Consider the following 25,714-nt stretch of genomic DNA (forward strand, 5'->3'; position numbering starts at 1 on the left):
GTCGCTGCAGGCTTACAATATATCCCAGAGCTGATTGAAATCGCCTTTATTCCCTTGTTCGGCGTTCGGTGCATCCACCTTAACGGTGGCGCGAGAAATGTCTTGGAAAGTGAATAGCTTGAAGGCATTGGAGTTGTCGATTTTTTTATCTAGTTTTACCCGCATTGCGTGGCCGGGGCGCAGTAATTCGACGGTTTGGCCCTCGGCAAAGCCCGTGACGCTAGACAATAGCAGTAATGGGCCTTTGGCGAGCTGCCCGCCGGGGAGTAGCATTGCACGTTGAAAATCTTGGACTGGCAGGCCTGTATGAATCAGTCTGACACTGTAGGGGGTGGCAGCTGAGGCAATGGTTTCAATGCCAATTTGATGAATATCATCGCTGCGCAGCCAGCGCACCACGGCAATCTGCCAGCCCTCATGATCGTTGACTTTTATACCCAGTAACTCGCCTGTACGAATGCGGGCTTGAGCCGATTCTGGCCACTCAAGCCGGTAACCCGCGCTACTGGTGTCGAGAATGCGAGTTCGTAAATACTGGTGTTGGGTGTCGGGTGTCGGCCCGTTGTGGTTGTTTGACGGCAGGCTATAGCTGATATTCTCGACGTGACTCGGCATTTGATCATATTCAATGTCGAGGTGTTCAGTGGTATTGGTGTCGACATCGCGGGTGTCTAAGCCAGCGCTGCCCCAGGGATCTTTAGCTTTGCCGTCGTCTTTAAAGTACGGGTCGGGACGCGACTCCGCTTGATTCCGATCTATTTTAAATTGCTCGAAATCAACTTGATTAGCTACAAAAAAGTGAGTGGCGTTCATACCTAGCGTGATGAGTACAGGCTCATTGCAGGGGACGCGCTCGGCGGCACGTGACGTTGCGGAGCTCCATGCGAGAGCCAAGTGATCGATGATTGTTTTGGGCAGGATGGACGGGGCACTAGGTTTGCGTGCCGACGCGCTATCTGACAAGGCGCCGCCCTGGCTTAAAATGGCTTTGGTGTCTATGCCGAGCCAGCCAGGTGCTGGCGCCCGTTGAATTAACTCGCGATATACAGGCTGGCCATCTTCTTTGGGGTTTAAAAGGAGTACGCAGCTCTCAAGGCGATCCGCGCGCAATTCGATAAACCCAGTCCAGTAGTTCAGTTCTTTGAAGATTTCTTCTATATGACGCTGGGGTAGCTGGTGAGTGCGGCTGCAGGCGAGCATTAATGAGCGCAGATACGCTTGCACTACTGCGCCATCGCCGTGAGTGGCATCGCTGACCTTAACCTTGCTCAGTTTCATGGTGAGCGCGCATTGGTAGATGGTGTGCAATGTCTGCCAAAAGCCATTCTGGCTGGCGCGATAGAGCTGGTGGCTGCGCAGTAAAATACAGCTGTGCTCAGTCAGCGCGCGATGCAGGCAGATGGCCATCGCTTCTTTGGGCTTTAATAATCGACTCTCTGCTTCAAAGCCTTGAAATGCCTGGCAGTAGGCGGTGGCCAGCTGGGTGTTCAGGGTGTCGGCCAGAAGTACAATTTTTTCGGTCTTTTCGGGAAGAATAATGGGTTTGTTTAAATAGTGCTGCGAGAGGCCCTTGGTGACGTAATGCACTTGCGGACGAATTTTTTCGAGAATTTCAAAGCGGTCTTTGGCTTTACAGATGACGTGGCTGAGCTCCGATAGCGCCTGAAAAAGTTGACGAGTAGACTCGCCAAGATTGGCCAGCGGTAAGCTACTTAACCAAGAGTTAACCGCGTTGGCATTCAGCGCGAATTGGCTGTGGCTATCGCGATTAAACTTGGGTAAGGCTATGTCTAAGCTTGAGCTACTTTTCATCATGTCCCATTATTTTCCGCAGTCTCAAAGCACAAATATTAAGTATGTGCATTAAGTCTATGTTTTTACGCGTTAATTCATAATAGCGCAAGTGGTCGTTTACTGCTCGCGTGAGGATCTTCTCTCACTAAGCGCGGTACTAAGTAACCCGGTAAGCTGGCCAGTACTTCTCGCATTAGCGCCTGAGCGGTGGCTTCAGATACATCAAAGTGACTCGCGCCGCGGACTTTATCCAATACATGTAAATAATAGGGCATAACCCCGGTCTCAAACAGTCGACGACTTAACTTAATTAATATTTCGGCACGATCATTGATATCTTTAAGTAGTACGGTTTGATTTAACAAATGAATATTGGCGTCACGCAGGGATTTCAGGGCGTCTGCGCTGGCGTTATCCAGCTCATTGGCGTGGTTGCAATGGATGACCATTACCGTATGCAGGCGGTGTTTGGTAAGTACATTGAGTAAATCTGGAGTAATTCGGGCAGGTAACACCAGCGGCAGACGGGTATGGATACGCAGTGTGGCAACATGGGGAATATTGGCAATGCGGCCAATGAGTTTGTCTAAGTAGTCGTCGCTGGTGGCTAGCGGATCGCCACCGCTGAGGATAACTTCATGAATTTCGGGATGCTCGGCAATATAATCCAGCGCCTGTTGCCAGTCTTTTTGGCTGGGGTTGTTGTCGCTGTAGGGGAAGTTGCGCCGAAAGCAGTAGCGGCAGTGCACCGCGCAGGCCGAGCTGGTGATGAGTAACACCCTACCGTGGTATTTATGTATTAAGCCCGGCGCTGGGTTGGCGTCGAGTTCCGCTAGCGGGTCGTCAATAAAGTCGGGCTGCGGCTCAGTTTCCTGTGTTTGTGGCAAAACTTGTAACAGTAAGGGGTCGTTCCAGTTGCCGGTTTGCATCTTGGCGACAAAGGCTTCGGTTACCCGCAACGGGAATTGCTTGAGCGCGCCAGTTAGTTCTGGGCGAGCGGCAATGTCTAAACCTAGGCGCTTAAAAAGCTGTTCTGGGTCGCGGATCATCTGCTGCATTTGCTGTTGCCAGCTTTGAGTCTGCCAAATTGTGGTGATAAGAGGTATCATTGTTGCCTTTTTAATCTACGGTTTACGACCTAGCCGCTGAGGAGAACCATGGCCAATTATTCTACTAACGAATTTCGCAACGGGCTTAAAGTTATGCTCGATGGCGAGCCCTGTTCAATTCTGGAAAATGAATTTGTTAAACCCGGTAAAGGTCAGGCCTTTAACCGTGTGCGTCTGCGCAATCTTAACTCTGGTCGAGTATGGGAGCGCACGTTTAAATCCGGTGAGTCATTGGAAGGCGCTGACGTTGTTGACCAAAGCATGGAGTATCTCTACAACGACGGCGAATTTTACCACTTTATGGACCCGGAATCCTTTGAACAGGTTCAAGCTGACGCAAAAGCCGTGGGCGACGCGTCGCTGTGGCTGAAAGAGCAGGATGTCTGCACCGTGACCCTGTATAACGGCGCGCCTTTGTCGGTTACGCCGCCAAATTTCGTTGAATTACCCATCGTTGAAACAGACCCTGGTGTTAAAGGCGATACCGCGCAAGGTGGAACCAAGCCCGCTCACCTGAGTACGGGTGCGGTGGTGAAAGTGCCTTTATTTATTAGTGAAGGTGAAGTTATCAAAGTAGATACGCGTACTGGTGAATACCAGAACCGGGTAAAAAGCTAAATGAGCGAGTGGCGGCCCACTGCCGATTTTGCGGCCTTGGGCCGCCGTGCACAGCTGCTCAGTCAGATTCGCCAGTTTTTTGCGGCGCGCGGGGTGCTTGAAGTAGACACCCCGCTGCTAGCCTCCGCCCCTGTTACCGACCCCAATATTGAAGCCATTACTGCCCAATCGCCTAGCGGCGAGGGGCAAATGTACCTGCAGACCTCGCCGGAGTTTGCCATGAAGCGCTTATTGGCTGCGGGCAGTGGGCCAATTTATCAAATCTGCAAAGCCTTTCGGCAAGGCGAGCGCGGGCGGCGCCATAACCCTGAGTTCACCATGTTGGAATGGTATCGGCCAGATATGGGGCTCGATGCCTTAATTGATGAGGTGGCGGCCGTTGTTGCTCTGGCGAGCGGTAGCGCGGATGTGGCGCGGATGACTTACCAGCAGGTGTTTGAGATGCATTGCCATCTCAATCCGCATACTGCGAGCCTAGTTGAACTAAAGGCCTGTGCAGGGCAGCACCTCGATCTGGGTTTTGACAGCGATGATCGCGACCTGTGGCTACAGTTGTTGATGTCGTCGGTGGTCGAACCTGCATTAGACCCTGAGCAAATCAGCATTGTTTGTGATTTTCCTGAGACGCAGGCCGCCTTGGCAAAAATTGCGGTGAATGGCGAAGGCCAACGAGTAGCTCGTCGTTTTGAGGCTTTTTACGCAGGGATGGAGTTGGCGAATGGCTATGATGAGCTGCGCGACGCGGGTGAGCTGGTGCGCAGGATTGGCGACGATCATCGCCGTCGCGGCCTTAGCGGCCAAGATTTGCCACCGATAGACCGTTATTTATTAAAGGCCATGCCATACCTACCAGAATGCACTGGTGTCGCGATTGGCTTTGATCGGCTGGTGATGATTGCGTGTAAAGCTGAGCGGATAGACCAAGTTATTGCCTTTCCGCTGGAGCGGGTGTGAGTGCGTCGGACGTCAGGCGTCTGACGAGAGTGTTCCCAAAACTTCACCTAAGCGGGTTGGGGTGGTGGCCACAAATTTTTCAGCCCACTGCACTTGGTCTTTGCCAAACAGCACTATTGCGGTAGAGCCAAGTTTGAAGCGCCCCATTTCCTCGCCTTTTTCTAAAAAGATTTCTCTGGCGCCTTTGCGGTAGTCGGTGGTTTTAATGCCGCTGGGCGGCGGCGCTATTTGGCCGTCCCAGACGGTTTCGATACCCGCCACGATCAGCGCGCCGACCAAAATAACCGCCATCGGACCAGCCTCAGTCTCAAATAAACACACTGCGCGTTCATTGCGGGCGAATAAGCCTTGTACGTTTTCGGCGGTGGTAGTGTTTACTGAAAATAGCGCGCCGGGAATATAGGTCATCGATTGCAGCGTACCCGCCAGCGGCATGTGCACGCGGTGATAGTCACGGGGCGACAAATACACGGTGGCAAAGCTGCCGCCAGAGAATAGCGCCGCCGCTTCGCGATCACCGCCGAGCAGTTGCAGTAAGCTGTAATCTTGGCCCTTGGCCTGAAAAATTCGTCCGTCAATAATTTGCCCCAGTTGGCTTATAGCACCGTCTGCGGGGCAGGCAATGTCCTGTGCGCCAGTGGCAATCGGCCGAGCGCCGTCTTTTAGCGCGCGGGTGAAAAACGCGTTGAAGTTCTGGTAATTGCGGTAATCTGGGTCCGCCGCCTCGTTCATGTCAACGTTGTACTGGGCGATAAATCGGCTGATTAGCAGGTCTTTCAGCCAAGGAATTTGGGTTTCCGCTAATTTACCAACGAGCCTCGATAGCAGGTGCTGGGGCAGAATATATTGCAAAATTATAAACGCGATGTTCACACAATAGTCCTTTTTAACATAGGTTCAAGCTTGCTGGGCGCTACCTTCGGATTAGTCGCCAACTTCTATAGGGGTGTCATCGCGATTTCCCCACTCTCCCCACGAGCCGTGATAGCCCTTTATATGTGGGTAGCCGAGGATTTTCATTAATAAGTAAGTGAGGCCCGAACGATGGTGGGTCTGGCAGTGGGTGATAATGGTTTTATCACTGCTGAGGCCGAGTTGATCTAAGCGCAGCTGCAGAGTGCGTAGGTCCTTCAGGCGCATATCGTTCTCTTTGTCGATGAGCTCTAACCAGTCTAAATTGACGGCGCCGGGAATGTGGCCACCGCGCTGCGCGAGTACTTTTTCGCCCCGATACTCCTCTGGTGAGCGGGCGTCCCAGATTGCCAGCTGGCTGTTGCTGAGTAGGCTGATAAAGTCTTCGATCTCGGCGATAGGGGTGCTGTCAATGCTGATAGCGATTTCACTCGGCGGTGGCAAATTTGCCACTTCCTCGCTGGGGTGGCCACCATTTAGCCATGCCTGTAGGCCGCCATTTAGATAGGAGTAGTTGTGGTGGCCAATAACATCCAGTGTCCAGATTAAGCGTCCAGCCCAGCCACCACCTTCATCGTCATAAACAATAACGTGTTTCTCGGGGCTTAGGCCGACGCGAGAAAAGAGTGATTGTAATTGCGCTGTCGAGGGCAGTTTGCCAACGGCGGGCTTGATGCCGCACTGGAGTTCGGCGGGGGCAATGTGAACCGCACCAGGCACATGATGTTTTGCGTAATTGTCGGCGCTGCTGGTATCTAAGATAAGCAGTTTGGGCTCGTGGAGTGCGTCGGCGAGCTGGGTCGCTTCAATAAGTAATGGCCAGTCTTTCATAATAGATAATGTGTTCGCTGATTTATAATGAATTTTAGCAGTAGCGGCCGAGGTGATGCGATGTAAATAAGCCTTTCACTGCGGGCGTCATGGTGCCACAAAATGTATCGCTGTAAAATTGAGACAGTAATTATTGGATATTACTCACTGCGTTAAATTACCCTGCACATTATTCTGCGGTGAGACTTGCAATAATCTGTCGATAACTGGCCATGCGCTCGGGCCGAATTTTATCCTCGGCCTCGGCGGCAAGCAGGGCGCAGCGCGGTTCGTGTTCGTGCTTGCAGTCCCGAAAGCGGCACAGACCGAGAAAGGGCCGGAATTCGATAAAGCCAGCCAATACCTTTTCTCGATCCATATTCCACAGCGCAAACTCCCTTATCCCCGGCGAGTCTATAAGGCTGCCACCGTCAGGGAAATGGTAAAGCCGCGCGGTCGTGGTGGTGTGTCGGCCCTTGGCGGTGGCTTCAGACAATGCGCCAATACGGGAGTCGGTGCCGGGCAGCAAGCTGTTAACTAAGGATGACTTACCCACCCCGGATTGACCAACAAACACGCTGATGTGCTCGCGTAGGGTGGCTTTTAGCTCGTCGAGTCCGTGTTCAGACTCTGTTGACGCCCGTGTGACGGGGTAGCCAATCTCTTCGTACCTGGCGAGCATGGAGTTCAGGTAGTCGCTGTTCTCTTCGTTAACTAGGTCAGTTTTATTAAGCAGTAAAATTGGGCGAATACCGATGGCCTCGGAGGCCACTAAGTAGCGGTCAATAAGATTGGCGTGGGCACGGGGTTCTGGGGCAATAACGATCACAATGTGGTCGATATTGGCCGCCACCGGTTTGAGCTTGCCATGATTGTCGGGGCGTTGCAGCAGGCTGCGGCGCTCGTTGCAGGCGACGACGACACCCGTGGGTTTACCCTCGTGCCAGGTGACGCGGTCGCCGGTCACCAGGCCTTCGACCTGGGCGCGCACATGGCAGCGCTGGCGTTGACCGCCATCGCCTTCAACTTCAACCTGCTGGCCAAAGTGGCTGACGATCAGGCCGCTCTGCTCGGGGCCGAGCTCACCTTCGTTTAGTGCTTGGTCAGCGCGGCTGTCGCGTTTACTCGCGCGCTCGGTGCGTTCTGCTTGAACTTTTTCTATCCGCCAGCGCTGCTGGCGGCTGAGTTTACGCTTGGTCATAGACACGTCATTCGCCGGAGAAGCGCCATCTTAACCCATGAGCTGGTATAATCGACACTGCGGTGACACAGACACCGTGTATTTTGATAGCAATTCTGGTTTGTTGCAGCGTAACCTACTGACTCCGCGCGGTTTCTACCGTGTTTTTGTTTCCCCTTTTTTATATCGCAAAGGCATCCGCATGGCTAAAGCACAGAATCTTATTTGGATTGATCTGGAAATGACCGGTTTAGATACCCTCAATGACCACATCATTGAAATTGCCACGGTGGTGACCGATAGCGACCTCAATGTGTTGGCTGAGGGGCCGGTGCTGGCAATTCATCAGCCTGACGAAGTCCTCGCGGCGATGGACGAATGGAATACGCGCCAGCACGGCGAGTCGGGCTTGGTTAAGCGAGTGCAAGACACCTGCATTACTGCGCTAGAGGCCGAGCGTTTAACCCTCGCCTTTCTCGATAAACACGTTGAGAAAGGTGCTTCGCCAATGTGTGGCAATAGTATCTGTCAGGATCGGCGCTTTATGGCCAGAGAAATGCCCGAGCTAGAAGCGTTTTTTCACTACCGCAACCTCGACGTTAGCAGTGTAAAAGAGTTGGCGCGGCGCTGGCGCCCAGAGTTAATGAAGGGCTTAAAGAAGTCTGGTGCTCATTTGGCGCTCGATGATATCCGTGATTCGATTGCCGAGCTTCAATATTACCGCGAGCATTTTATCCGGCTGTCCTAGGCCTGCCATTCCTTTGATGACCATTTCATAGGTATAAGCCCATATTGTTGTCGCTGACAACATGGGTTTTGCTGCTTATTGTTTTACCGCTGTGTTGATAGCTTAATTTCGCCTGCGCTAGCAGTCGCGAATTTATCAACTAAGCTGTAGATAATAATAAGGGGATACCATTATGAAAAAGTTGACCGCACTCTGCGCAGCAAGCCTGCTGTGTTGTACCCAAGTTTCAGCCCAGGCTCATACTTACTTTGACCAATTATTTATTTTTGGTGACAGTCTGCTCGATACTGGTAATTTGGGTATTCGTTTTACTAACCGTGTTGGTGACGGCAATGGTGATTTTTCTACGGGAGCATATGCCGAAATTGCCCCTCAGCACCTCGGCAGAGCACTTGGCTTAGCGACTGATCCGGCTAACTCTTCAGGCACAAACTACGCGGTTGGTGGCTACAGAACAGATCAAATTTTAGGTTCGGTGGTAGGTGCGAATTTGACGCCTAACCCGCGAGCTTTAATATTGATGGACGGGGGTGGTAATGATTTTTTACAGGGAAGGATTACAAATTCAGACGAAGCGATAGCTGCGGCTAAGAATTTGATTGGCGGCGTATCGCTCTTAAGTAGAGCCGGTGGCCGATACATCATGCTCAGTAACCTACCTGATCTGGGAAAGACTGCTGCTGTGCAGGCTCAAAATTTTAGTGCTCCTTCCTCTGGGGCGGCGGCTACTGCGTCTGCAGGGGCTGCAGGTTTTAATCAAGCGGTCCAGACTTATGCGAACTTCAGCAGTGCCAATATCATTCCTGTTGATCTCGCGGGCTTGATCAACTATGTGTCGAATAACGCCGAGGCCTATGGATTCGCCAATGGCGCTAATGCGGCATTTGGGCCTATTGGGACGTTTGACCAGCGCTATATGTGTTTTGATGACGGCGTGACACCAGGTGCTCCTAACCAGCCAGCTCCTGGTTGTATCGAGCATCCGGTTTACGGTATCAACGGCTCAACCCCCAACCCTGATAAGCTTATGTTTAATGACGGCGTGCATCCAACAGCTCGTGTAGGTGCGATTGCTGGCGATTACATGATCGATGTAATTGTGGCGCCACAAGTGGTTGGTCAGCTACCCAGCTTAGGCTTAGGTATCGCTCGCACGCAGCAGCAAAGTTTGGTGCAGGTGATGCGCGAAAATCGCTGGTTAGCTGATGGGGACCGCTTGTTTATAAGCGCAAGTGGCGCAACCGGTGATGAGCCCGCGGGCGGTGATCAAGAGTCTAAATACTTAACTTTAGGCCTAAGTCGCGCCGTAGCGCCGGGCTTAAGCTTGGGCGCGGCAATTAGTATGGCTGACCATGAGTTAAATACCGATCGCAGCGAGTTTGCGGCGACCAGCGTTGGTCTTAGTGGTCTTGTGAATTACCGCGAAAATCGCTGGTTGGCAGAGGCGAGTGTCGGCTTGAATGTGGTTGATTACAGCGACATTGATCGCAAATTTAATCTGGGCAGTCAAAACCTAACGGCCAGTGGTGGCACTGATGGCCACGGTTGGCATTTAGACGGCCAGCTCGCTTATAACTTACTGTCTTCGCAAACCGTGAGTTTGGCGCCCGCCCTCGGCGTGCGTTGGTTGAATACCAACGTTGATGGTTATGAAGAATCGGGTGGTGAGGTCTCTAATTACCAGTGGGGTGAGCAGAGCCGGGCTAGTCGCCAGTTCCGTTTGGGTATGTTGGCTAATGTTGCGGTGAGCGAGAGTTTTAGTCTCTATGCTGAAGCCTTCGGCGTGTCCGAAGAAGAGGACGCGGACGAGACTATCGAGATCCGTAATACCAATCTAGGGTATGCCAGCTATCGCTTGCCAAGTTACCAGAACGATGGTGAAGGATTTGCCGATGTGAGCTTGGGTGCGGCGCTGAGCGTGGGACAAGCGCGGGTGGCGTTGAACCTGAATTATACGGATGAAGGTGAAGGGCGCGAGAGCGCGATGTTAAATTATTCGCGACCGTTTTAAGGGCATGTCGGACGTCAGATGTCTGGCGTCCGACGAATCCAGGTGCTGAACGCTCGATGGGAGACGGAAGACGCTAATATTACGACTCGTCCGACGTCAGACGTCAGACGTCAGACGAGTTTGCCTTGCTAATAGTAGCGCGGCTTCTCCCTTGCAGTTGCCCAATAGCCCAGTCAATATGCTCAAGTGCCATACTCTCGGCACTTGGGCGTTGTTGTTTAAGGGCGCTAATCGCGGCGCTGCTGGCAGAAGCATTACCTATACCTACAGCGAGATTTCGCAGCCAGCGCTGGTAGCCAATACGGCGAATGGCTGAGCCTTCGGTGTTTTTTAAGAACGTTTCCTCATCCCATAAAAACAATTCAATCAAGTCGCTATTATCCAGTTGATGCCGTGGCGAGAAGTCGGCTTCGGCGGTGGCTTGCGCAAATTTATTCCAGGGGCAAACTAACTGACAGTCGTCGCAGCCAAATACCCGATTGCCCATTAGTGGCCGCAGTTCTTCGGGAATGCTGGTTTTTAATTCAATGGTTAAATAAGAAATACAGCGCCGAGCGTCCACTTGGTAGGGCGCTACAATCGCGCCGGTAGGGCAGTCGTCAAGGCAGGCGCGGCAGCTGCCGCAATGCCCGGCCTCTTGGGGCGGGTCTAGGGGTAGGGGTAAGTCGGTATAAATTTCCCCTAAGAAAAACCACGAGCCTGCTTTGCTGTTAATGAGCATGCTGTTTTTGCCAATCCAGCCGAGTCCTGCTTGTTCGGCAAAGCCGCGTTCTAATACCGGCGCGCTATCGACAAAGGCGCGGTGATGGCCGCCAGCAACGGCGCTTATTTTCTCGGCGAGTTGGCTAAGGCGTTTACGGATTAATTTGTGATAGTCACGGCCAAGTGCATAGCGGGAGATATAGGCCTTATTAGGGTTGCCGAGCACGGCGTCCATATTTTCGGCGTCGGGCAAATAATCCATTCTGGCGCTGATCACCCTAATCGTACCGCTGTGCAGTTCCGCCGGTTCTCCGCGCAGGCCCTCGCGCTCAGCCATATAGGTCATGTCGCCGTGGTATTGCTTAGCAAGCCACTCGCGCAGACGCTGGGCATGGGCGTCATTGCTGGCTGGGCTGATTCCGATATGGGCAAAGCCGAACTCGCGGCCCCAGTCTTTAATCTGTAGCGCGAGGGCGTCGAGGTCGGCGGAAATTGGGTTCATTGGGCTGTCGGTGCCTGCTTGCGCGTCTTAGTGCCTAGGTAGGCAGGTATTTTACACATTTGCTAAGTCACTGTATGTCATTGGTGTTGCCGGCGCTGTCAACGTATTGGCGTTGAGTTCGTCACCTAGCTTCGCCATACCGAGTGTTTATTCAATGCCATTTTTTGGCTGAAATGGCCGGTACATAGGCCCTTGCGGCGGATTCAATATTGGTATTTGTTCACCAATGTCTCGCTTTCGTGGGCTGGGCTTCGTGCTAGAATGCGCCGCCGATTCGGCAATCCTTCAGTGGTCTCACTATTCAGGTATTTAATAATTGCGTGTAATTGCCCTTGTGTTGGTAATGCTCCTGACGTCTGGTTGTGCGTCGATGTTCGATAATATGTCCTTGGCTGCTCAGACCAAGTTTCAGCAAATGCTCGCCAATAGATTTGCCCAGAAATTGACCGCAGGTATTGATCTGGCGGTTAGGCAGCTGGCGGTCAAAGGCGGCTTTCTTGACGATCCGCTGGTGCGCATTCTACTGCCGCCGCCCTTGGGTTTAGTGATTGATGTGGCACGGGATTTAAATGACAACCCCAAAGCGGCGCTATTGGAAACCTTAATGAACCGCGCGGCGGAGAATGCGATTCCCGTGGCTGGGCCGATATTGAAAAACATGATCGCGAATATGGATGCCGAGACCTTGCAAAAGTTGGTGGATTCGCCGCGGAGCGCAGCCACTGATTTGCTAATGGCTGAAGGTGGTCAGGCGGTACAGTTGGCGTTGTTGCCAGCAGTCACTCAGAATTTGCAAGAAAATGGCGCCATCAAATTGTATGGCGACTTACTGCAAACCTCGCAAAAGCCCGCTGGGACGCCAGCGTCCGCCGGCAGTGTCGAGGAGCAAGCCGCCGAGCCGCAAGCGGTTTCCCCCGATCAGCTCGGTCAATACGTAGCGGAGCAGGCCGCCGGTGGTTTATTCAAAAAAGTGGCAACCAGGGAGCTGGCAATTCGGGATTCGCTGAATAACATCGTTGCGAGTCCTCAAGAGTAGCAAGGTTGGCATAATTGCCGTGGCTAAGTGCGAATAGGCCTTGGTCTTCAATCGGATGTGTTACGCGCATGGCGCCATCAGATTGCCCGCGCCAGCTTACGCGTTATGATGGGGGGAGCTAATCGATTCGGGAAGTCGCTGCATGCCATTGCCAAATAAGCCTAATGCAACTGAACACATTTTGTACACTGCCGCTCAGGTACGTGAATTAGATCGTCTGGCGATTGCCAGTGGTATTGCCGGCTTTGAGTTAATGCGGCGGGCAGGGCAGGTTGCGTTCAGTTGTGTCCAGCAGCACTGGCCGGATCATTCGCCCATTGAAGTTTTTTGCGGTGGCGGTAATAACGGTGGCGACGGCTATGTGGTTGCGGCTTTGGCGGCAGAGGCCGGCTTGCCAGTGCGCGTGTGGGCCTTGGCGGCGCCAGAGTCGCTTGCCGGTGATGCCGCTTTGGCGCGGCAATGGGCCCAGCGGGCGGGGGTGGCGGTGGCGCAATGGCAGGGTGAACTGCCCGCGGAAAACAGCGTGGTGGTGGATGCCATGCTGGGTATTGGTTTGCACGGCGACGTTCGGCCACACTATGCCGCCGCGATAAAGGCTATTAATAGCAGTGGGCTTCCAGTGCTGGCCATCGATATCCCATCGGGTTTGTGTAGCGACAGCGGCCGAATATTGGGCGTGGCGATTAAGGCGAAACAAACGCTGAGTTTTATCGGCCTAAAGCGTGGTTTATATACCCTCGATGCTCTTGATTGCGCAGGTAATATCAGTTTTGCTGATTTAGCCGTGCCTCGCGATGTTTATGCTGAGCGCTCTGTTGAGTCTCTTGATGGCGTTGTTAGGCATTTAAATTTAAGTTCGATGTTGGCGCAGTGGGGGCCGAGGTCCCGCAATGCCCATAAAGGCGTCGCCGGACATGTGTTAGTGGTTGGTGGCGACTACGGTATGGCTGGTGCCGCGCTGTTGGCGGCCAGCGCTGCTGCGCGCAGTGGCGCTGGTTTGGTGTCCTGCGCGACGCGGCCGGAGCATGTCGCGGCACTTGTCGCGGCGCGGCCGGAGTTGATGGTGCACGGCGTGAGTCGCGGCCAAGAACTGGACGCCTTACTGGCCAAGGCGACAGTTGTGGTGATTGGACCGGGCTTAGGTCAGGGCGCGTGGGGACGCGAACTATTGCTGGCAGCATTGACGGCAAACAAGCCCCTGCTGCTTGACGCAGACGCTTTAAATTTAATAGCGAGTGAATCTCAGCTCCTGCTTTCTCATGGCGGGCCACGTATACTCACACCCCATCCGGGCGAGGCTGCGCGCTTGTTGGCTTGCACTACTGCGGTTGTGCAGGCAGATCGTTTCGCCGCGGCGCGCACATTGGCAGATCGCTTTGCAACTAACGTGCTATTAAAAGGCGGCGGTACGGTGATTGCCGCCGATGCCTCACTGTACTTATGCAGTGGTGGCAACCCGGGGATGGCGAGTGGCGGCATGGGCGACGTTTTATCGGGTGTGATCGGCGCTTTTGTCGCCCAGGGTTTGTCTCCGCAGCGCGCGACGTGTCTTGGCGTGGCTGTGCATGCCGAGGCGGCCGATGTCGCCGCTGAAGCCGGGGAGCGCGGAATGTTGGCCAGTGATGTGATCGAGCAATTACGAGGTGTAATAAATCAGTATGCAGCGTTATCTTGATGGCGAGGCCGACACCGTGGCGGCGGGCCAGCGCTTGGGGCGGGCCTTGCGGGGCGGGGCGGTGGTGTATCTTGGCGGCCAGCTTGGCGCTGGCAAAACCACCTTCTGTCGAGGTGTACTGCAGGCTTTTGGTCATGCTGGTGCGGTGAAGAGTCCGACTTATACCATTGTTGAACCCTATGAGGCCGGCGGGGTCAATGTGTATCACTTTGATTTGTATCGTCTCGGCGATCCAGAAGAGCTTGAGTACATGGGGATCCGCGACTACTTCGACAATGATGCCGTATGCTTGGTCGAGTGGCCTGAGCGTGGCGTGGGTATTTTGCCATTGGCCGATATAATGGTTAGCATTGAGGCTCAGGGAGCGGGTCGCCTTCTTGCCGCACGCAGCGCAACGCCGCGTGGGCAGCAAATCTTGGCGCAATTGAGCGAATATGAAACGGATTAACAGTGTTGTCCTAGCTTGCCTACTTGGTTTGACTGCCGCTGTGCAGGCGGCTGAAGTTCGCGACGTTCGATTTTGGCGGGCGCCCGACCACAGTCGCGTGGTATTTGATTTAAGTGGGCCGGTCACTCATGAACTCATTACCCTTAGTAACCCTCATCGCCTGGTTATTGATATTCAAAATACCAAGCTCGCCGCTGACACTCAAAAATTACAGTTCGCCAATAGCCCGGTGACTGGCCTGCGTCATGCAGATAAGCCCGGTGGCGCGCTGCGCATTGTATTTGACCTTAGTGCCGACGTGCAGGTGCGCAGCTTTTTGCTCGCCGCCAGCGGTGATTTGCATGATCGCCTTGTTGTGGATTTTTTAGACAAGGGCGAATCTGTTGAAGCCCAAGTGATTAAGAGCGTTGAAACCAGTTCGCAGCGTGATGTGGTTATCGCCATCGACGCCGGTCACGGCGGTGAAGATCCTGGCGCAATTGGGCCGGGGCGGGTTAAAGAAAAAGATGTGGTCTTCCAGATTGCCTCGCGTCTCAAAGAGCGCTTTGAACGCAAGAAGGGCTATCGCGTGGTGATGATTCGCAACGGCGATTATTATGTGGGCTTGGCCAAGCGCCGTGACCTTGCACGCAAAGCTCAGGCCGATTTTTTTGTGTCTATCCATGCCGATGCGTTTACCAACCCCCAAGCCAATGGCAGCTCGGTTTATGCCTTGTCTAAGCGCGGCGCCACCAGTGCCTCGGCGCGAATTTTGGCGCAGCGCGAAAACGACGCCGATTTAGTGGGTGGCGTTAGTCTGTCAGATAAAGACCAAGTTTTGGCGGGGGTGTTAACGGATTTGTCGATGACAGCCAGCCTTGATGCCAGCCTCAGTGTTGGTGCTCAGTTACTGGGTGAAATGTCGAAAATCTCACGTTTGCACAGTAAACGGGTGGAGCAAGCGGGTTTTGCGGTGCTGAAGTCGCCGGATATTCCCTCGCTTTTAGTGGAGACTGGGTTTATTTCTAACCCTGGCGAGGCTAGCAAACTGAAAAGTAGCAGCTACCAAAGTAATATGGCGCTAGCTATTTTTGAAGGTATTGACCGCTATTTTAGAGAGAGTCCGCCGCCAGACACCTACTTCGCGGCGCTTAAACGCGGCGATACCCCTGGGGGTCGGCCCGCGACGGCGGGTGTTCGTGAATACACAATTGCTCGGGGTGATACGCTTTCTGGTATTGCGCTGCGCTATAATGTGCCCCTCAGCGATCTTCAGCGCCATAATCAACTGTCGGGGAGTAGCATCCGCGTCGGTCAAAAAATACAGATTCCTGCATCGTAATGACAAAAATTCGTTTATTAGATCCCCGTTTGGCTAACCAAATTGCCGCGGGGGAAGTGGTAGAACGTCCTGCCTCAGTTGTTAAAGAGCTCCTTGAAAACAGTCTGGACGCCGGTGCCCGCCGTATTGAGTTAGATATTGAAGAGGGCGGCGTTAAGTTAATTCGAGTTCGCGATGACGGTGCGGGTATCGCGGAAGATGATTTGCCCTTGGCGCTGAGTCGCCATGCCACCAGTAAAATTTCGGTATTGGAAGATCTAGAGTCCGTCGCCAGTCTTGGTTTTCGTGGCGAGGCCCTCGCCAGTATCAGCTCGGTGTCGCGTTTGTGTTTAAGTACTGCGCAAGAGGGTAGTGTGTCGGGTTGGTCGGCGCGCAGTGAAGGTCGGGATATGGAAACCGTGCTGGCGCCGGTAGGGCATCCGCGCGGTACTACGGTGGAAGTGCGGGATTTGTTTTTTAATACTCCGGCGCGGCGTAAGTTTTTGCGTACCGAGAAAACGGAATTTAATCACCTTGAAGAAGTGGTCAAGCGTCAGGCCCTGAGTCGCTACGATGTTGGCTTTTCCCTGCGTCACAATGGCCGCGCGGTGCACAGTTTAAAGCCCGCCGATAATCAGCTTGAGCAGGAGCGGCGTTTGGCAGCGGTCTGTGGCCCAGCCTTTATGGAGCAGGCCCTGTATATAGATCGTGAGGCGATGGGCCTGCGGTTGTGGGGTTGGGTGGCGCTGCCGAGTTTTTCCCGCAGTCAGGCTGATTTGCAGCATTTTTACGTCAATGGCCGCTATGTGCGCGACCGATTGGTGGTGCACGCGGTGCGCCAAGCCTACCGTGATGTCTTATTCCATGGTCGCCACCCAGCTTTTGTGTTGTATCTCGAGCTGGCCCCGGCGGCGGTGGATGTGAATGTGCATCCGACTAAGCACGAAGTGCGCTTTCGCGACGGCCGCACTGTACACGATTTTATTTTCCGCACTTTGCACAAAGTACTCGCTGATGTGCGGCCTGATACCGTGCCCCAACAAGCCGCTATGCCTGCAGGGGGTGCTGAATCTTTAATGGCCATGCCGGAAACGCAATCGGCGATGCCCTTGGGGGAGGCGGGCTCCGCGTCTCCTGTTTCCTTTAATGCCGCGCCAAGCTCTTTTCAGCCCCAGAATAACGCTACTTATAATCCCCAGTACCAGCCGCAGTATGGTGCGGGGGTGGCAGACCAGCGGGCAAATTATCAGCGTCTGCAAGCGGGGTCAGAAAGTGCCGCTGCTAGTGATGGCAGTATCGCGCCACCATTGGGTTATGCGCTCGCCCAGCTGAAGGGGATTTATATTCTGGCTGAAAACCAGCAGGGTATGGTTTTGGTTGATATGCACGCCGCCCACGAGCGCATTACCTACGAGCGCATGAAAAATGCGCGTGACGGCGAGGGGATTCGCAGTCAGCCCTTGCTGGTACCAATGAATTTGGCAGTGAGTGAACGCGAAGCCGATTGCGCTGAACAGCACGCTGAGGTGTTTGCTGAGTTAGGTATGCGTATTGAGCGCGCGGCGGCAGAATCGATTATTGTGCGAGAGTTGCCGACGATTTTAGCCGATACCTCCGTCGAGCAGCTGGTGAGAGATGTGCTGTCCGATTTGCTGGAGTTTGGCAGTACTGATCGCATTCAGGCGCATATTAACGAGATCTTGTCGACCATGGCCTGCCATGGCTCGGTGCGGGCTAATCGCCGCCTGACGCTGCCAGAAATGAACGGCTTGCTGCGTGACATGGAGGCGACAGAGCGAAGCGGTCAGTGTAATCACGGGCGGCCAACCTGGGTACAAGTTGGCCTGGCTGAGTTGGATAAGTGGTTTTTGCGTGGCCGTTGATTTAAGCAATGATTCTAGTCAGGGATTGCCGAAAGCGATATTTTTGATGGGGCCGACTGCGGCAGGCAAAACCGATCTTGCCCTTGCGCTCAGTGATCGCCTGCCCTGTGATTTGATCAGCGTTGATTCGGCCTTGGTCTATCGCGGCCTAGATATTGGCAGTGCCAAACCCGATGCGGCGACCTTGGCGCGCTATCCCCACCAGTTAATAGATATTTGTGATCCCAGTGAAGCGTATTCGGCGGCAAACTTCCGTCGCGATGCGCTGGCAGCTATGGCCAAAAGTGCGGCGGCGGGTCGAATTCCACTCTTGGTCGGCGGCACCATGTTGTATTACAAGGCCTTACTCGAGGGCTTGGCCGATATGCCGTCAGCGGACCAGCAGATTCGCGCTGAGATTAATGCGGTAGCCGAGGCGGACGGTTGGCCTGCGGTGCATGCGCTATTAGCGGAGGTGGATGCAGCGTCGGCGGCGCGAATTCACCCTAATCACTCTCAGCGCTTGTCCCGCGCTCTAGAGGTTTACCGTATTAGTGGTGTCACTATGAGTGCGTGGCAGGCTCAGCAGGCTGAGCAAGTTCTGCCGTACCGCGTTTTTCAGTTTGCGATTGCGCCGCCAGAGCGTAGCGTTTTACACCAGCGCATTGAGCAGCGCTTGCAACAAATGTTTGCGCAGGGTTTTGTTGATGAAGTGGCGGGTTTAATGGCGCGTGGCGATTTACACGCTGATTTACCTGCCATTCGCGCGGTGGGTTACCGGCAAGTGTGGGAGCATTTACGCGGCGATTACTCTCTTGATGAGGCCTTTGAACGAGCCTTGATAGCCACCCGCCAATTGGCCAAACGGCAATTAACGTGGTTGCGCGGTTGGTCAGACCTGCAATGGCTGGAGACGGGCGGTAATATTGAATTGCAACTAAATTCCGTGTTAGCGCATTCTGGCGCTGCCGAACTGCTATAACTTAGGTATACTGGGCACTACCCAGTCTGTTTGCGAACTTGTTGTTGGGTTTGCGATCCTAATACTACTTTTTGATACGTTTTATCAACGCCCGATTTGGGCATACAGGAGGTCCACCATGTCAAAAGGGCATACCTTACAAGACCCTTACCTGAATATTCTTCGCAAAGAGCGTATTCCGGTTTCTATCTATCTGGTTAACGGCATTAAATTGCAGGGCCAAATTGAGTCTTTCGACCAGTTTGTGGTTCTGTTAAAAAATACGGTTAGTCAAATGGTCTATAAACACGCCATTTCTACCGTGGTTCCGTCACGTGTTGTTCGTTTACCGATGGCGCATCCGCCAGAAGATGACGAAGAACAAGAAGACGCATAATAATCGCTTTTTGTTGATTTGAGGTTCGTCCTTGCTATTTGAAAGACCTAATTCTGGTGAGCGCGCAATACTGGTGCACCTGGATTTTCACAGTGAAGACGAGCGCGAAGACTCCAATGAATTTGTGCAATTGGTCACCTCCGCAGGGGGTGATCCAGTCGCGTTCATCACTGGATCTCGTAAACGTCCGGACGCGCGATTGTTTGTCGGCACCGGCAAGCTCGAAGAAATTCGTGAAGCACTGATCGCCAATGAAGGCGAGCTAGTGTTGTTTAACCATTCCTTGTCGCCTAGCCAAGAACGTAATATCGAGCGCGAATTGCAATGTCGCGTGCTTGATCGTACCGGTCTGATTCTCGATATATTTGCTCAACGCGCCCATACCCATGAAGGCAAATTGCAGGTTGAGCTCGCTCAGCTGCAGCATATGTCGACGCGCTTGGTGCGAGGTTGGACTCACTTAGAGCGTCAAAAAGGCGGCATAGGTTTGCGGGGGCCGGGTGAGAGTCAGTTAGAGACTGACCGGCGTCTGTTGCGTGCGCGCATCACCGCCATTCAGGCGCGACTGCAAAAAGTACGGCGCCAGCGCGAGCAAGCGCGGCGCGCGCGGCGGCGAGCAGAGATTCCGGCACTGTCACTGGTGGGCTACACTAATGCTGGCAAATCGACGCTGTTTAATGTGTTGACTACCTCTAGCGTATACGCCGCTGATCAGTTGTTTGCAACCTTGGATCCGACCGTGCGGCGTATTACGGTGGACGATGTTGGGCCAGTTATTTTGGCCGACACAGTGGGCTTTATTCGGCATTTGCCGCATAAATTGGTTGAGGCGTTTCGAGCAACACTTGAAGAAGCTGTCATTGCCGATTTGCTGATTCATGTTGTTGACTGCGCTGATCCCGAGCGCCAAGACAATATGAAGCAGGTAATGAACGTGCTTGCTGAGATTGGCGCTGCAGATATCCCCATTCTCGAGGTTTACAATAAAACTGACCTGATTGGCAGTGAGCCGCGTATTGAGCGTGACGATGCTGGTCGGCCGGTGCGTGTTTGGTTGTCAGCGCGAGATGACCGGGGGCTCGATTTATTTTATCAGGCCTTGAGTGAGTTGCTTGGCAATGAGATTTGCGAAACCAGCATTACCTTAACGACGGCGCAAGGGCGTTTGCGTGCGCGCTTGTTTAGTTTTGATGCGGTGCTAGACGAAGAGATGAATGATGATGGCTCTCAGCGCTTAAAAATACGTTTGCCGGAAGCCGATTGGCAGCGCTTGTTGGCTGCTGAGTCAATTACTGAAGCGTCGCTGGACTCAAGTCGTCCGGTTAGCATGCGCGAAGAATTCTGCTAGACTGCCCGCCGGACAAAATCGTGATGTCGCGGGCTTTCCGCAGTACAAATTGGCTGCGGTATAACATTAGCGAACCACAACGATAATCGATAGGAGAGGGCTATGGCCTGGAATGAACCGGGTGGCGGTAAAGACAATGATCCTTGGGGTGGTAATAACCAAGGGCCGCCAGATTTAGATGAAGCTCTGAAAAAGCTGCAGGAAAAGCTGAATAGTATATTTGGCGGCGGTAAAAAGAGTGGTGGCAGCGGCAATGGTGGCGATTTTCATCTTAGCGCCGGCGCCTTAGGTATTGTTGCAGTCCTCGCTGCGGTGGTTTGGGGCTTGTTTGGCTTTTATCAGGTCGACCAGCAAGAGCGTGCGGTGGTGCTGCGCCTAGGGGTTTATCACGAAACGGTGATGCCTGGTCTGCGCTGGAATCCGCCGTTGATGGACGAAGTGAATAAAATTAACGTCACCAAAGTGCGTGGTATTGCCAGTCGCGGCCAGATGCTGACCGAGGACGAGAATATTGTTGATGTTGCTCTCTCTGTGCAATACACGGTATCTGATCCGGCGAATTTCCTGCTTAAGGTGAAAAGCCCTGAGCTGAGTTTGGAGCATGCCTTAGAAAGCTCTTTGCGGCACGTGGTTGGTAGTTCGAGAATGGATCAAGTGATTACTGAGGGGCGAGAGCAAATTGCTATCGATACTCAAGAGCGCTTGCAGGGCTATTTAGACACCTATCAAAGCGGTATTTTGGTTGCCAAGGTCAATATTGAAGATGCGCAAGCGCCATCCCAGGTGCAAGACGCGTTTGATGATGTTACTCGCGCCAAGGAAGACCGCGAGCGCTTAAAGAATGAAGCCGAGGCGTATGCAAACGGTATTATTCCTGAAGCTCGTGGTGCGGCTCAGCGCCAGCTCGAAGAAGCGCAGGCTTATAAAGAGCAGGTTGTTGCTAGATCGCAGGGTGAGGCCCAGCGTTTTGTGGATCTTTACGATGAATACCGTAAGGCGCCTAAGGTTACCCGTGAGCGTTTGTATATTGATGCACTGGAAACCATGTATAGCGATGCTACTAAGGTAATGGTAGATGTCGAGGGTGGTAATAATATGATGTATTTGCCGCTTGATAAATTGATGGAAAAATCGGCGGTTACTCGCCAAACGGCGGGTTCTGAGCCGGATATGCGCCAGTTGACTGATAAGGTCATTGAGCAATTGCGCCGTGACAGTCAAAGCTCGCGTCGGGAGGGTCGTTAACATGGGTGGTCGTAATTTTACGGTAGTGGTAGTGCTGCTGGGTTTGATCGTGTTGGCGATGAATAGTCTGTATATCGTGCGTGAAACTGAGCGCGGCGTGCTGCTCAAGTTTGGTGAGGTAGTAGACCCTGATATTAGTGTCGGTTTACACATTAAAACGCCTTTTGTGCATATGGTGCGCAAATTCGAGCGTCGTATTTTAACCCTTGACGCACCAACGCAACGGTTTTTAACCATTGAGAAAAAGCCTTTGGATGTCGACTTCTACGCCAAGTGGAAGGTTATCGATACTCAGAAATTTTATACCGCTACCAATGGTGAAGAGGGGCGTGCGGAAGGCTTATTGGCTCAGCGAATAAACACGGGTTTGCGGAATAAATTTGGTGAGCGCACATTTCACGAAGTGGTGTCTGGTGAGCGGGATCTGTTAATGACAGATTTAACCCGGGATCTCAATCAGATTACGACCTCTGAGTTTGGTATTCAGCTGGTTGATGTTCGAGTTAAACGTATTGATTTGCCATCTCAGGTAAGTCAGTCGGTGTTTGATCGGATGAAGTCTGAGCGTGAGCGCGAAGCCCGCGAGCATCGTTCGACCGGTCGTGAATTGGCAGAGAAAATTCGCGCAACCGCAGATCGTCAGCGTACGGTTATTGGTGCAAACGCCTACCGCGACTCAGAAGTACTGCGTGGTGAAGGCGATGCGCTAGCGGCCAGCACTTACGCGGCGGCATACAATCGTGATCCGGAATTTTATTCCTTTTTGCGCAGTCTTAGTGCCTATCAGTCTTCCTTTAGTAATAAAGGTGATCTATTGGTGGTTGACAGCAAAAGTGAGTTTTTCCGTTACCTGAAACAGGGTGGTAGTAAGTAGCAATCCTTGTTTCACTCCTCGCTGCGGCGGGGAGTGTGGTATCATCTACGCATCCGGGCTGCACCGAGGTCTAAAACCCTGCGGGCAGCGCGGATTTTTTATGTTTGTAGCAGGCGAAGCGCATGTGGCAGGAACTGTCAGTGGCTCTCAGTATGGTACTTATTATTGAAGGTGTGCTGCCATTCCTCAGTCCTGAGCGCTGGCGTTTATTAGCATACCGGATGGCGGATATGGACAGTCGATCTGTGCGTATTGCCGGTTTAGTGAGTATGTTAGCGGGGCTTATTTTATTAAGCTTGTTGCGCTAGCGTCTGATGGCAGAGAAAGAGAGCAAAATACACGTATGACTTCGGTAGATCGTTGGTTACTCCCAGATGGTGTAGAAGAGCTGTTACCCGCGCAGGCGGCCCAGGTCGAAGCACTGCGCCGCCAGCTTTTGGATTTGTATAAGCGCTGGGGCTACGAATTAATTATTCCGCCCATGTTGGAATACACCGAGTCTTTATTAGTTGGCTTAGGTAGCGATATTGACTTGCTCACCTTTAGGGTGACCGATCAATTGACTGGTCGCATGATGGGCATCCGTGCCGACATTACCCCGCAGGCCGCACGAATTGATGCGCATAGTTTGGGGCGGGAAGGCCCGGTGCGTTTGTGTTACGCCGGCAGTGTTTTGCACAGCAAGCCCAAGCAGCCGCTGGCCTCGCGCTCGCCGATTCAGCTTGGTGCTGAGTTATACGGTGATAATAGCCCGGCTAGCGACTTAGAAATTATTTGCCTGATGCTCGAGACATTGCGAGTTGCGGGCTTGGAAGGCATCACCTTAGATACCGGCCATGTCGGTATTTACCGTGCGGTGGTGAAAGCCGCGGCTTTGAATGCCGAGCAAGAGGCGAGCTATTTCGATATCTTGCAGCGTAAGGCAAAAACTGAATTGAAACTGTTTGTCGCATCGCTGCCGGTGTCGGCGAATGTTGCTAAACAGTTGCTGGAATTGAATGAACTGCATGGCGGCGAAGATGTACTGAGTCGGGGGCGAGCACTGTTTGCCGATATCCCCGAGGCAGTTGCGGCCATTGCTAGCCTGGAAGAATTAACCAGTGCCTTGGCCCTGCGTATTGCCGATATTAAGTTTTATTTTGATTTGGCTGAGTTGCGCGGTCTGCACTATCACACGGGTGTGGTGTTTTCTGCACTGGTGCGCGAACACGGTCAGGCCTTGGCCCTCGGTGGTCGCTACGACGATATTGGCGTACTGTTTGGTCGCGCTCGTCCAGCAACAGGATTCAGTGTTGATCTAAAAGCGTTATTAGAATTGTTGTCGCCGGTTGCAGAGCCGTCGGCAGTGTTTGCACCCTATGATCCGGATCCAAAGCAGTGGCTGTTTGTTCAGACCTTGCGCGATGCTGGTGAGCGGGTGATTTGCGGGCTACCCGGTCAAGATGTCGATACGACATGTGACCGCTTGGTTGGCAAACACGATGGACAGTGGTGTCTTACACCATTGCGAGATTAGGCCCGCGCACTGTGGGTCAGTTGACTAACCTTTATCCAGAGAAACGGATATGAGCAAGAATGTAGTGGTGCTAGGCACCCAGTGGGGCGACGAAGGCAAGGGTAAGATCGTCGATTTACTTACCGATCAGGCGGCAGCTGTCGCGCGTTTTCAAGGTGGCCATAATGCCGGTCATACCTTGGTTATCGGTGGTGAAAAGACCGTATTACACTTGATCCCGTCAGGTATCCTGCGCGAGGGTGTAACCTGCCTAATTGGCAATGGTGTGGTATTGGCACCGGATGCTCTGTTAAAAGAAATGGCTGAGTTAGAGGCTAATGGTGTGCCGGTGCGCGATCGCCTGCGTCTGAGTCCGGCGTGTCCATTGATTCTGCCTTACCACGTTGCTCTTGATTTGGCGCGTGAGGCTGCGCGTGGTGAGGCTAAGATTGGCACCACCGGGCGCGGCATTGGCCCAGCTTATGAAGATAAGGTGGCGCGTCGCGGTTTGCGCTTGGGTGACCTGTATAATGCTGAGCGTTTTGCGGTGAAGCTTAAAGAAGTGATGGAGTACCATAACTTCATGCTCACCGAATATTACAAAGTGCCCGCGGTCGATTACCAAAAGACCCTGGATGACGCGCTGCGTATGGCTGAAGAAATGCGGTCGATGGTTACCGATGTGACCAGTGCGCTGCATAAGTATCGGGAAGAGGGCGCCAATATCTTATTTGAGGGTGCTCAAGGCTCCTTGCTAGATATTGACCACGGCACTTACCCCTTCGTGACCTCATCGAATACCACTGCAGGTGGTACAGCGACGGGAAGCGGTTTTGGCCCTTTGTATCTTGATTATGTTCTGGGTATTACCAAGGCGTATACCACGCGCGTTGGTAGCGGTCCTTTCCCAACCGAATTGTTTGACGAGACCGGTGCCTACTTGGCCAAAAAAGGGCATGAGTTTGGTGCTACTACCGGGCGGCCGCGTCGCTGTGGTTGGTTCGATGGTGTGGCGTTACGTCAGGCCGTGCGGATTAATAGCGTGACCGGTATATGTCTGACTAAATTGGACGTTCTTGATGGTTTAGAAACGATTCGCATGTGCGTGGATTATAAAAATCCCGCTGGTGAATCAATTGCTGCGCCATTCGACTGTGAAGACTACAGTACGATTACACCGATCTACGAAGATATCGCAGGTTGGTCTGAGTCTACCGTGGGCGCTAAGACGCTTGAGGAGTTGCCAGAAAATGCGCGGGCTTATATTCGCCGCATAGAAGAAATCGTCGGTGTGCCAATAGATATTATATCTACCGGCCCTGATCGAGTTGAAACGATAGTGCTGCGCCATCCCTTCGGTTAAGTAGCACAGACCAAAAAAACCACCCATCGGGTGGTTTTTTTTGGTCTGTAGAGCGGGGTGTTTACCTATATATGCTGTGAGGGTAGGCTGCCTTAGTGTGCGTTGTCGAAATATTGGTGTTCGATAGTGCGGGGGCTGCTGCTGATGTCGAGTAATAAATAGCCATCTTGTTTATAAAACGAGCATTTTATAAGTATTTTCAATTATTTAGCAAAGTGTGTTGACTCCTAAAGCTGCGCGTCTATAATGCGCCTCCTCAACAGCTGACGCGGACTTCACCGAGGTGGAGCAAGCAGTAAAACGAAGCGGTTGAGGTGGTGAGAAAGTTTAAAAAACTACTTGCTACGGAGGCTGAGATGTATATAATACG

23 protein-coding genes are annotated in these 25,714 nt (G+C 53.0%); 17 read left to right on the plus strand and 6 right to left on the minus strand.

The features are described from left to right. Positions 1 to 12: 12 nt before the first annotated feature. Positions 13 to 1,815: a hypothetical protein gene (locus HNQ57_RS16075; RefSeq protein ID WP_184464684.1), complete on the minus strand. Its 1,803-nt coding sequence runs from the start codon at positions 1,813 to 1,815 to the stop codon at positions 13 to 15. Positions 1,816 to 1,889: 74 nt separating this feature from the next. Further along, positions 1,890 to 2,903, minus strand: coding sequence for an EF-P beta-lysylation protein EpmB (epmB, locus tag HNQ57_RS16080; protein ID WP_184464686.1), 1,014 nt, complete (start codon positions 2,901 to 2,903; stop codon positions 1,890 to 1,892). Positions 2,904 to 2,951: 48 nt separating this feature from the next. On the opposite strand from epmB, the gene efp reads away from it, so the two are divergent. Both efp and epmA read left to right on the plus strand, forming a co-directional pair. Next, a complete protein-coding gene (gene efp / locus HNQ57_RS16085; RefSeq protein WP_184464688.1) occupies positions 2,952 to 3,521 on the plus strand; it encodes an elongation factor P in 570 nt (189 codons plus the stop codon). Next, complete coding sequence (gene epmA / locus HNQ57_RS16090; RefSeq protein ID WP_184464689.1) at positions 3,522 to 4,475, plus strand: EF-P lysine aminoacylase EpmA; 954 nt, start codon at positions 3,522 to 3,524, stop codon at positions 4,473 to 4,475. Between the two features lie 12 nt (positions 4,476 to 4,487). Here the strand turns inward: epmA and asd are convergent, their stop codons facing one another. The 3 genes from asd to rsgA all read right to left on the minus strand — a co-directional run bounded on the left by asd (position 4,488) and on the right by rsgA (position 7,398). Further along, positions 4,488 to 5,348, minus strand: coding sequence for an archaetidylserine decarboxylase (gene asd / locus HNQ57_RS16095; RefSeq protein ID WP_184464691.1), 861 nt, complete (start codon positions 5,346 to 5,348; stop codon positions 4,488 to 4,490). A 51-nt stretch (positions 5,349 to 5,399) separates the two neighbouring features. Beyond that, on the minus strand, positions 5,400 to 6,218 hold the full coding sequence (locus tag HNQ57_RS16100; RefSeq protein ID WP_184464693.1) for a sulfurtransferase: 819 nt from the start codon (positions 6,216 to 6,218) through the stop codon (positions 5,400 to 5,402). Positions 6,219 to 6,387: 169 nt separating this feature from the next. Next, positions 6,388 to 7,398 carry a small ribosomal subunit biogenesis GTPase RsgA gene (gene rsgA / locus HNQ57_RS16105; RefSeq protein WP_184464695.1) on the minus strand — a complete coding sequence of 337 codons (1,011 nt, stop codon included), beginning with the start codon at positions 7,396 to 7,398 and terminating at the stop codon, positions 6,388 to 6,390. Positions 7,399 to 7,579: 181 nt separating this feature from the next. Between rsgA and orn the strand changes: the two genes are divergently transcribed. Both orn and HNQ57_RS16115 read left to right on the plus strand, forming a co-directional pair. Continuing rightward, entirely contained in the window at positions 7,580 to 8,125 is a 546-nt protein-coding gene (gene orn / locus HNQ57_RS16110) for an oligoribonuclease (RefSeq protein WP_008250563.1), read from the plus strand. Positions 8,126 to 8,297: 172 nt separating this feature from the next. Beyond that, positions 8,298 to 10,136, plus strand: coding sequence for an autotransporter domain-containing protein (locus tag HNQ57_RS16115; RefSeq protein ID WP_184464697.1), 1,839 nt, complete (start codon positions 8,298 to 8,300; stop codon positions 10,134 to 10,136). Positions 10,137 to 10,239: 103 nt separating this feature from the next. Here the strand turns inward: HNQ57_RS16115 and queG are convergent, their stop codons facing one another. After that, a complete protein-coding gene (gene queG / locus HNQ57_RS16120) occupies positions 10,240 to 11,340 on the minus strand; it encodes a tRNA epoxyqueuosine(34) reductase QueG (RefSeq protein ID WP_184464699.1) in 1,101 nt (366 codons plus the stop codon). Between the two features lie 343 nt (positions 11,341 to 11,683). Here queG and HNQ57_RS16125 point away from each other — a divergent pair, with 343 nt between their 5' ends. The 13 genes from HNQ57_RS16125 (at position 11,684) to HNQ57_RS16185 (ending at position 25,344) form a co-directional block, all read left to right on the plus strand. After that, positions 11,684 to 12,376, plus strand: a complete 693-nt coding sequence (locus tag HNQ57_RS16125; RefSeq protein WP_184464701.1) for a DUF4197 domain-containing protein — start codon at positions 11,684 to 11,686, stop codon at positions 12,374 to 12,376. A gap of 142 nt (positions 12,377 to 12,518) precedes the next feature. Continuing rightward, positions 12,519 to 14,051, plus strand: coding sequence for an NAD(P)H-hydrate dehydratase (locus tag HNQ57_RS16130; RefSeq protein WP_184464703.1), 1,533 nt, complete (start codon positions 12,519 to 12,521; stop codon positions 14,049 to 14,051). Further along, positions 14,035 to 14,499, plus strand: coding sequence for a tRNA (adenosine(37)-N6)-threonylcarbamoyltransferase complex ATPase subunit type 1 TsaE (tsaE, locus tag HNQ57_RS16135; RefSeq protein WP_184464712.1), 465 nt, complete (start codon positions 14,035 to 14,037; stop codon positions 14,497 to 14,499). Before HNQ57_RS16130 ends, tsaE begins: the two co-directional genes overlap by 17 nt. Continuing rightward, a complete protein-coding gene (locus tag HNQ57_RS16140) occupies positions 14,486 to 15,820 on the plus strand; it encodes an N-acetylmuramoyl-L-alanine amidase (RefSeq protein WP_184464714.1) in 1,335 nt (444 codons plus the stop codon). The genes tsaE and HNQ57_RS16140 overlap by 14 nt, the downstream gene beginning before the upstream one ends. Beyond that, positions 15,820 to 17,682 carry a DNA mismatch repair endonuclease MutL gene (mutL, locus tag HNQ57_RS16145; RefSeq protein WP_184464716.1) on the plus strand — a complete coding sequence of 621 codons (1,863 nt, stop codon included), beginning with the start codon at positions 15,820 to 15,822 and terminating at the stop codon, positions 17,680 to 17,682. Before HNQ57_RS16140 ends, mutL begins: the two co-directional genes overlap by 1 nt. A gap of 46 nt (positions 17,683 to 17,728) precedes the next feature. Further along, positions 17,729 to 18,643: a tRNA (adenosine(37)-N6)-dimethylallyltransferase MiaA gene (miaA, locus tag HNQ57_RS16150; protein ID WP_221301767.1), complete on the plus strand. Its 915-nt coding sequence runs from the start codon at positions 17,729 to 17,731 to the stop codon at positions 18,641 to 18,643. Between the two features lie 118 nt (positions 18,644 to 18,761). Then, on the plus strand, positions 18,762 to 19,019 hold the full coding sequence (gene hfq, locus HNQ57_RS16155) for an RNA chaperone Hfq (protein WP_008250581.1): 258 nt from the start codon (positions 18,762 to 18,764) through the stop codon (positions 19,017 to 19,019). A gap of 31 nt (positions 19,020 to 19,050) precedes the next feature. Next, a complete protein-coding gene (gene hflX, locus HNQ57_RS16160) occupies positions 19,051 to 20,367 on the plus strand; it encodes a ribosome rescue GTPase HflX (RefSeq protein ID WP_184464722.1) in 1,317 nt (438 codons plus the stop codon). A 102-nt stretch (positions 20,368 to 20,469) separates the two neighbouring features. Next, entirely contained in the window at positions 20,470 to 21,612 is a 1,143-nt protein-coding gene (gene hflK, locus HNQ57_RS16165) for an FtsH protease activity modulator HflK (protein ID WP_184464723.1), read from the plus strand. Between the two features lies 1 nt (position 21,613). After that, complete coding sequence (gene hflC / locus HNQ57_RS16170) at positions 21,614 to 22,486, plus strand: protease modulator HflC (protein WP_184464725.1); 873 nt, start codon at positions 21,614 to 21,616, stop codon at positions 22,484 to 22,486. A gap of 122 nt (positions 22,487 to 22,608) precedes the next feature. Beyond that, the gene (locus tag HNQ57_RS16175) at positions 22,609 to 22,794 is read left to right on the plus strand and encodes a DUF2065 domain-containing protein (protein WP_008250595.1); all 186 of its coding nucleotides are present in this window, start codon (positions 22,609 to 22,611) and stop codon (positions 22,792 to 22,794) included. 35 nt (positions 22,795 to 22,829) lie between these two features. After that, positions 22,830 to 24,002: an ATP phosphoribosyltransferase regulatory subunit gene (locus tag HNQ57_RS16180; RefSeq protein WP_184464727.1), complete on the plus strand. Its 1,173-nt coding sequence runs from the start codon at positions 22,830 to 22,832 to the stop codon at positions 24,000 to 24,002. A gap of 49 nt (positions 24,003 to 24,051) precedes the next feature. Beyond that, positions 24,052 to 25,344 carry an adenylosuccinate synthase gene (locus HNQ57_RS16185; RefSeq protein ID WP_184464729.1) on the plus strand — a complete coding sequence of 431 codons (1,293 nt, stop codon included), beginning with the start codon at positions 24,052 to 24,054 and terminating at the stop codon, positions 25,342 to 25,344. Positions 25,345 to 25,714: the final 370 nt, after the last annotated feature.

Source organism: Zhongshania antarctica (genome assembly GCF_014202945.1).
GTDB lineage: Bacteria > Pseudomonadota > Gammaproteobacteria > Pseudomonadales > Spongiibacteraceae > Spongiibacter > Spongiibacter antarcticus.

What these genes read in the sequence shown, in the direction of transcription:
- epmA (WP_184464689.1), top strand. Translation starts at nt 3,522, where the DNA reads ATGAGCGAGTGGCGGCCCACTGCCGATTTTGCGGCCTTGGGCCGCCGT.
- HNQ57_RS16180 (WP_184464727.1), top strand. Translation starts at nt 22,830, where the DNA reads ATGACTTCGGTAGATCGTTGGTTACTCCCAGATGGTGTAGAAGAGCTG.
- rsgA (WP_184464695.1), bottom strand. Translation starts at nt 7,398, where the DNA reads ATGACCAAGCGTAAACTCAGCCGCCAGCAGCGCTGGCGGATAGAAAAA.
- HNQ57_RS16125 (WP_184464701.1), top strand. Translation starts at nt 11,684, where the DNA reads ATGCTCCTGACGTCTGGTTGTGCGTCGATGTTCGATAATATGTCCTTG.
- queG (WP_184464699.1), bottom strand. Translation starts at nt 11,340, where the DNA reads ATGAACCCAATTTCCGCCGACCTCGACGCCCTCGCGCTACAGATTAAA.
- hfq (WP_008250581.1), top strand. Translation starts at nt 18,762, where the DNA reads ATGTCAAAAGGGCATACCTTACAAGACCCTTACCTGAATATTCTTCGC.
- HNQ57_RS16185 (WP_184464729.1), top strand. Translation starts at nt 24,052, where the DNA reads ATGAGCAAGAATGTAGTGGTGCTAGGCACCCAGTGGGGCGACGAAGGC.
- HNQ57_RS16075 (WP_184464684.1), bottom strand. Translation starts at nt 1,815, where the DNA reads ATGATGAAAAGTAGCTCAAGCTTAGACATAGCCTTACCCAAGTTTAAT.
- mutL (WP_184464716.1), top strand. Translation starts at nt 15,820, where the DNA reads ATGACAAAAATTCGTTTATTAGATCCCCGTTTGGCTAACCAAATTGCC.
- tsaE (WP_184464712.1), top strand. Translation starts at nt 14,035, where the DNA reads ATGCAGCGTTATCTTGATGGCGAGGCCGACACCGTGGCGGCGGGCCAG.
- hflC (WP_184464725.1), top strand. Translation starts at nt 21,614, where the DNA reads ATGGGTGGTCGTAATTTTACGGTAGTGGTAGTGCTGCTGGGTTTGATC.
- efp (WP_184464688.1), top strand. Translation starts at nt 2,952, where the DNA reads ATGGCCAATTATTCTACTAACGAATTTCGCAACGGGCTTAAAGTTATG.
- miaA (WP_221301767.1), top strand. Translation starts at nt 17,729, where the DNA reads ATGGGGCCGACTGCGGCAGGCAAAACCGATCTTGCCCTTGCGCTCAGT.
- epmB (WP_184464686.1), bottom strand. Translation starts at nt 2,903, where the DNA reads ATGATACCTCTTATCACCACAATTTGGCAGACTCAAAGCTGGCAACAG.
- HNQ57_RS16140 (WP_184464714.1), top strand. Translation starts at nt 14,486, where the DNA reads ATGAAACGGATTAACAGTGTTGTCCTAGCTTGCCTACTTGGTTTGACT.
- HNQ57_RS16100 (WP_184464693.1), bottom strand. Translation starts at nt 6,218, where the DNA reads ATGAAAGACTGGCCATTACTTATTGAAGCGACCCAGCTCGCCGACGCA.
- hflK (WP_184464723.1), top strand. Translation starts at nt 20,470, where the DNA reads ATGGCCTGGAATGAACCGGGTGGCGGTAAAGACAATGATCCTTGGGGT.
- HNQ57_RS16130 (WP_184464703.1), top strand. Translation starts at nt 12,519, where the DNA reads ATGCCATTGCCAAATAAGCCTAATGCAACTGAACACATTTTGTACACT.
- HNQ57_RS16175 (WP_008250595.1), top strand. Translation starts at nt 22,609, where the DNA reads ATGTGGCAGGAACTGTCAGTGGCTCTCAGTATGGTACTTATTATTGAA.
- orn (WP_008250563.1), top strand. Translation starts at nt 7,580, where the DNA reads ATGGCTAAAGCACAGAATCTTATTTGGATTGATCTGGAAATGACCGGT.
- HNQ57_RS16115 (WP_184464697.1), top strand. Translation starts at nt 8,298, where the DNA reads ATGAAAAAGTTGACCGCACTCTGCGCAGCAAGCCTGCTGTGTTGTACC.